Annotated in this window: 5 protein-coding genes; 3 read left to right on the forward strand and 2 right to left on the reverse strand. The window is 52.1% G+C overall.

Annotated features, from left to right (window positions below; translation table 11 throughout):
- From RTK32_RS10690 to RTK32_RS10700, 3 genes are all read left to right on the forward strand, one after another.
- A partial coding sequence (locus tag RTK32_RS10690; protein WP_312043758.1) for an LptF/LptG family permease occupies window positions 1–306 on the forward strand: 306 nt, incomplete at its 5' end.
- 1,013 nt (window positions 307–1,319) lie between these two features.
- Window positions 1,320–1,727, forward strand: coding sequence for a DUF2382 domain-containing protein (locus RTK32_RS10695; RefSeq protein ID WP_312043759.1), 408 nt, complete (start codon window positions 1,320–1,322; stop codon window positions 1,725–1,727).
- 22 nt (window positions 1,728–1,749) lie between these two features.
- Complete coding sequence (locus RTK32_RS10700; RefSeq protein ID WP_312043761.1) at window positions 1,750–2,811, forward strand: YsnF/AvaK domain-containing protein; 1,062 nt, start codon at window positions 1,750–1,752, stop codon at window positions 2,809–2,811.
- 83 nt (window positions 2,812–2,894) lie between these two features.
- Here the strand turns inward: RTK32_RS10700 and RTK32_RS10705 are convergent, their stop codons facing one another.
- Together RTK32_RS10705 and RTK32_RS10710 are read right to left on the reverse strand one after the other, a co-directional pair.
- Entirely contained in the window at window positions 2,895–4,184 is a 1,290-nt protein-coding gene (locus RTK32_RS10705) for a DUF445 family protein (RefSeq protein ID WP_312043763.1), read from the reverse strand.
- Window positions 4,185–4,247: 63 nt separating this feature from the next.
- A partial coding sequence (locus RTK32_RS10710; protein WP_312043765.1) for a hypothetical protein occupies window positions 4,248–5,228 on the reverse strand: 981 nt, incomplete at its 5' end.

Raw genomic sequence — 5,228 nt, forward strand, 5'->3', positions numbered from 1 at the left:
TATCTTAAGCAAAGTGGGCAGGTGGCGGGCCGCTACCAGCTGAATATGTGGAGCAAAATATTCCAGCCTCTGTCGGTAGCCGTAATGATGCTGATGGCGCTGTCGTTTATTTTTGGGCCGTTGCGCAGCGTATCGATGGGCATGCGCGTGGTAACGGGGATCAGCTTCGGCTTCCTGTTTTACGTGCTGGACCAGATCTTTGGGCCGCTCAGCCTGGTGTATAACATTCCGCCGGTGCTGGGGGCGTTGTTGCCAAGTGCCGCCTTTATGGCCATCAGCGTTTATATGCTGCTGAAGCGCCGTTAAGGCTCCCGGCCGCAGGCTCTCCGCCTGCGGCTGCGGTTTTGCTCCCGTTCGCCTTCCCGCCTTACTTTTTACCCGCCTTCACCGCTTTTCAGCCGTCTTTTCTTTTTTGCCAGAGCGCTTAGCGCCTCAATCTTTTTCTGTGCCAGGCTTCTCAACCGTTTCTTTCTGAAAAAGTTTAAGCCTTTCGGCAGCTGCTGGGGTTTCAGCGGTCTGTTGTGATGTCAGCCATTTTTTCCTTTCTGCCTCTATCGCTTTCCGCTCGTCGCTTTCAATCGTTGCGGCTCTGGTGGGCTTTTCTTTCTGCCACCCGCAGTGATGCCTGCTACTTTCTCTTTCTTTTGACCTCTATCGCTTTCTGCTCGTCTCTTTCGGCCGCTGTGGCTCTGGTGGGCTTTCCTTTCTGCCAGCCGCAGTGATGCCTGCTACTTTCTCTTTCTTTTGACCTCTATCGCTTTCTGCTCGTCTCTTTCGGCCGTTGTGGTTCTGGTGGGCTTTCCTTTCTGTCAGCTGCAGTGATGCCTGCTACTTTCTCTTCCTTTCAACCGCTGTTGCTCGCCAGTTAGCTTGTTAGTCCCCGCAGGCTTTCGCCAACCCTGCTCTTTGTTCGCCTGCCTTTTGTTCTTCCGGCAGCAACTTTGTTGTCCCTTCGTCAGCGCCATCGTGGCCACAGGGCCGTGCAAAGGCTAACCCAGGCCAGCCGCCGACGTCAGCCTCTTCCGGCAGCAATAGCCGCTTTATTTCTCAGCATTTTTATATTGTTAGGCGTAAAGCGAGGGCGTTTATATAGAGCGCGTGCGCGCGAGGCAATATAAAGGGGGGAAAGTTCCTGAAATATTTAAAAATAGTTAATGTATAGATAAATAAAGCGTTTACAAAATCTGTTACATTTCGCGGCTTAATCGGGGAGGCATTCTCGAAACAGTGTACTACTATTAATGGCGTGTGCAACAAAACGTGGCGCCAGATAAAAAGATTTTTTAGTCTGTGGGGCTTTAAATCTCAGGAGTAACATAATGGGAAATAAAAACGCGCCGCCTACTGGAAAATTTGAAGAGGCCGTATCGATGCCGCTTGCTGAAGAGCAGGCTACCATCTCTAAGCAGCGCAAGGTTGACAGCCGGATTAGTCTGACCCGCTCTACACAAGAGGTAGAGGAGTTACTGGAAACCGAGCTTACGCATGAGCATGTTGATATCGAACACGTACCAATGAATTATCAGGTTGCCGATGATTATTCCGCTGAAATCCGTCACGAAGGGGATGTGCTTATTATTCCCGTGATTGAAGAGCAGGTAGAAATAATCACTAAGCGGGTGCTTAAGGAAGAGATTCATATTCATAAGCACACCAGTAAAGAAGAGTTTCAGCAGAAAGTCACTCTGCGTAATCAGGAAGTCAAAATTACGAAGCAGAAACTTTAAACCTATTAACGAGGATCTATTTATGTCACATGAAAAAATCGTCACCGCATTTAATGAAGTCTCACAGGCGGAAGCGGCAAAACAGAAATTGATCGTCGAAGGTATTGCAGAGAAAAACATCGATATCATCTCCGGTGAAAGACTGCGCGTAGAAGATAAAGAAATCCGTCACCCGAGCTTCTGGCAGCGCCTGTTCGGCGATGACGTTGATGACGACTACGCAAGCGAATACAGCAAAGCTATCCGTTCAGGCGGCGTGCTGCTGACGGTGCGTGCCCCGAAAGATGAAGCCGATCACATTGAACAGGAACTGAGCGCCTTTGCCGCTGACTACTCTTCACTGAGCCATACCGATCGCGACATGGCCAATCGTGACTATGCGGGTCAAACCAACGATCGTGGCCTGCTGACGGGTGACCAGACCAGCGCCATGAACACGACCACCGCGCCGATGACCAATACCGGCAACACCATGAACAATGGGACGCTGGCCGATGATACGCTGATCAACGAACGTGACTCGCTACGTAATGAGCAGGACTCGCTGCTTAACCGTGACCGTACCGACCTTGCCGTTTCTGAAACCAACCGCGATTCGCTGAAGCTGGCGGAAGAGCAGGTAGATATTGGTAAGCGTCAGATTAACGATGGTTCCGTACGCCTGCGTCGTTTTACCGTAGAAGATGAAGTAGCAGAAGATATCTCCCTATACGACCAGCATGCCGAAGTGTTCCGTCACGCAGTGGATGAGCCAGCCTATCTGAATGATGTGGACTGGTCAGAGAAAACCATCGAGGTTGAAGAGTCTCACGAGATCCCAACCGTCGCGAAAACCACGCGTATTAAAGAAGAAGTAGGCCTGCGTGGTGAAGAAACCGCTCGCGTCGAGACCGTGAAGGACAGCGTGCGTCGTCAGGAAGTGGAAGTTGAACATACTAACGAAAACCGTATGCAGAACAACCTGACCGGCACTAATTCCCTAAAAGATGACGTGACCCGCACGGAAAATAATCTGCGCAATAACGAGCTGACCGACGACAAGCTGGCGCCGAACAAATTGACCGATGCCGACAAGAAGTATTGATCGCCAGGAAGTACCGATCGCTAAACTGACAACGTTTTAGTGAAGGCATGCAAGCCCGCGTCGAAAGACGCGGGCTTTTCCGTTTAAAGGACGGGCGACAATAGCGCAGGCAGCTGCGACAGCAGCCACAGCAGCAGGCCGATAACGCCGCCCACAACCGTACCGTTAATGCGGATCCGCTGTAAATCCTTGCCGATATTTAACTCGACCTGATGTGACATATCTTTCGCATCCCAGCTTTTCACCGTATCGCTGATATGGCGACTTAAAAAGTCCGAGAACTCTGGCGCAACGCTGAGTGCTGCCTCTTCCATATGCTGATTCAGCGACGCGCGCAGTTGTGCATCCTGAGTCAATGTCTCGCCCAGCCACTGCGCGGAAGCGCTGACTTTAGTGTGCAGCACCGAGTCGTCTTTATCCAGATCCTGTTTCAGCCAGCTACGCAGGTCGCCCCAAAGCTGCGAGATGTAGCTGTTCAGCGTCTCATCCTGTTTCAGGTAAGTTTTGATCTCTTCCGCTTTCAGCTGCATCTCCGGATCGGTGCGCAGCCGTTCGATCAGCCGCTGCACCGCGCGGTTAAAACCCTGACGCAGTTCGTGTGTGCCGTCTTGTTCGATATCGTTAAGGATTGATTTCACCGCATTGGCCGCCAGCTCGGCGCTCTTTTCACCCACCCATTCCGTCGGCAGCATTTTCTCTTTGATAGGATGCTCACGCTTCAGCCAGCGCATCACCTGCTGCGCGATAAACTCGTGCGTGCCGGGTTTGTTGATCAGATGCAGCAGCTGGCTGATGGCATCGTCCAGCAACGCCTGATGACGATTGTTTTTGGTCAGGCTCTCCAGCACCAGCGCTGCCGACTGCGTCAGATCGACCTTATCAATCGCCTTATGGATAGCGCGCCGCATAAACGCCTGGATACGTGAGTCGTCGGCCAGGTCGAGAAAGCCGCGTACTACTTTCAACAGGTAGCCGCTGATGCGTGCGGCATTGACCGGTTCGCTCAGCCAGCCGGCAATAATCTGTGCCGGATCGTGACGACGGATCAGCGCCAGCAGCGACTCGCTGTTCAGGAACTTGTCCTGCACGAAAAGCGCCAGGTTATCGGCGATACGATCCTTATTACGGGGCACGATAGCGGTATGGCGGCCTACCAGCGGGATTGGCACGCGCCTGAACAGCGCGCTCACCGCGAACCAGTCTGCCAGCGCGCCAACCATCGCTGCCTCTGAGACGGCCTTTAACGCGCCGACCCACAGGTTTGTCGGCCACCACAGCGGATAAAGCACGGTGGCGATAAACAGCAGCGCCGCGCCAACTAACAGCAGCAATGGCAGACGTTTAGCTCTGGCCAGTTCGGTTTCTTTATTCATAAAAGCTTGCCCACTTTCAGTCAATTTCAGCTAAATAGCGCACGGCTTCGCTCCGCCGGGGCCTCAGTATAGTTGGTTAGTGAGATCGGGTTTCCAGCGATAGGTATCCAGCTGCCAGCTGTCAAAATCGACGTGGAAGCGGGCCTGTTTACCATTAGCGATATCGGTAACCATTCCCTCGTGCACATTACCGGTTTTGTCGCGCCAGCTTGCAATCAACGTCGGCCGGCCCGCTTTTTCTTCCACGCGCAGCCAGACCGAATCAAGGATCTCATCGCCTCGCGCTTTTTGTCCATCGGTTAAAGTCAGCTGGGTTTCGGCGGCTGGCCTCATCATCAGCGTAGTGATCCAGGCTCCGCGATCTGTGGTCTGGAAGAAGTCACTGACTTTTTGCAGGCGATCGGCAGTTAGCGGCTGCGCCTTCACTATGGCATCGATTAAAGCGGCATTGCCAAACAGCTTTTCTGGCTGAGTGATGGGATCGCTGCTCTTCTCCAGAGAGAAATAGAGCCAGGGCTTGCCGATACCAAAGTTGGTAATGGTCAGCTGTAGACCCTTATCCATTTGAGTAGCGATCAGATGCGTTAAAGCAGGAATATCTGGCGAAGCCGCTGCGAATCCATGTTCTATTCGGGCAAAAATAAGCACCTGATAGTAGCCATCCCAGACAAAGCTTTTCTGCTGCTGTAGCTGCTGCCGATAGAGTTCTGTCATTAACGCATCAATATCATCACCATCGGCGCCAACATCAATCAGGAACCTCGCCAACTCGACGCGATTGTGTGCTGATTTAAAGATATTAAGATTCGCTTTAGCGAACTGAAGCGCCCGATTCTCATCGAACTGCCGCACGTTAGCGAAGGCGTCCATCAGGATATTTTCATCGTAGCCTTTGCTGCGATCGTTCAGCATCTGCAAAGAGAACGGATAAAGCGCACGTTCTTTTTTCATTAATTCCAGGATAGTAACTTTCTTCTCGTTATTGAAATCGTTGCGGCTCAGGATCCCGGCGATTTTCTTACCGGTATCGTCCTCATAAACCAG

This window comes from Erwinia sp., assembly GCF_031978025.1.
Taxonomy (GTDB): domain Bacteria; phylum Pseudomonadota; class Gammaproteobacteria; order Enterobacterales; family Enterobacteriaceae; genus Erwinia.

What these genes read in the sequence shown, in the direction of transcription:
- RTK32_RS10700 (WP_312043761.1), top strand. Translation starts at nt 1,750, where the DNA reads ATGTCACATGAAAAAATCGTCACCGCATTTAATGAAGTCTCACAGGCG.
- RTK32_RS10695 (WP_312043759.1), top strand. Translation starts at nt 1,320, where the DNA reads ATGGGAAATAAAAACGCGCCGCCTACTGGAAAATTTGAAGAGGCCGTA.
- RTK32_RS10705 (WP_312043763.1), bottom strand. Translation starts at nt 4,184, where the DNA reads ATGAATAAAGAAACCGAACTGGCCAGAGCTAAACGTCTGCCATTGCTG.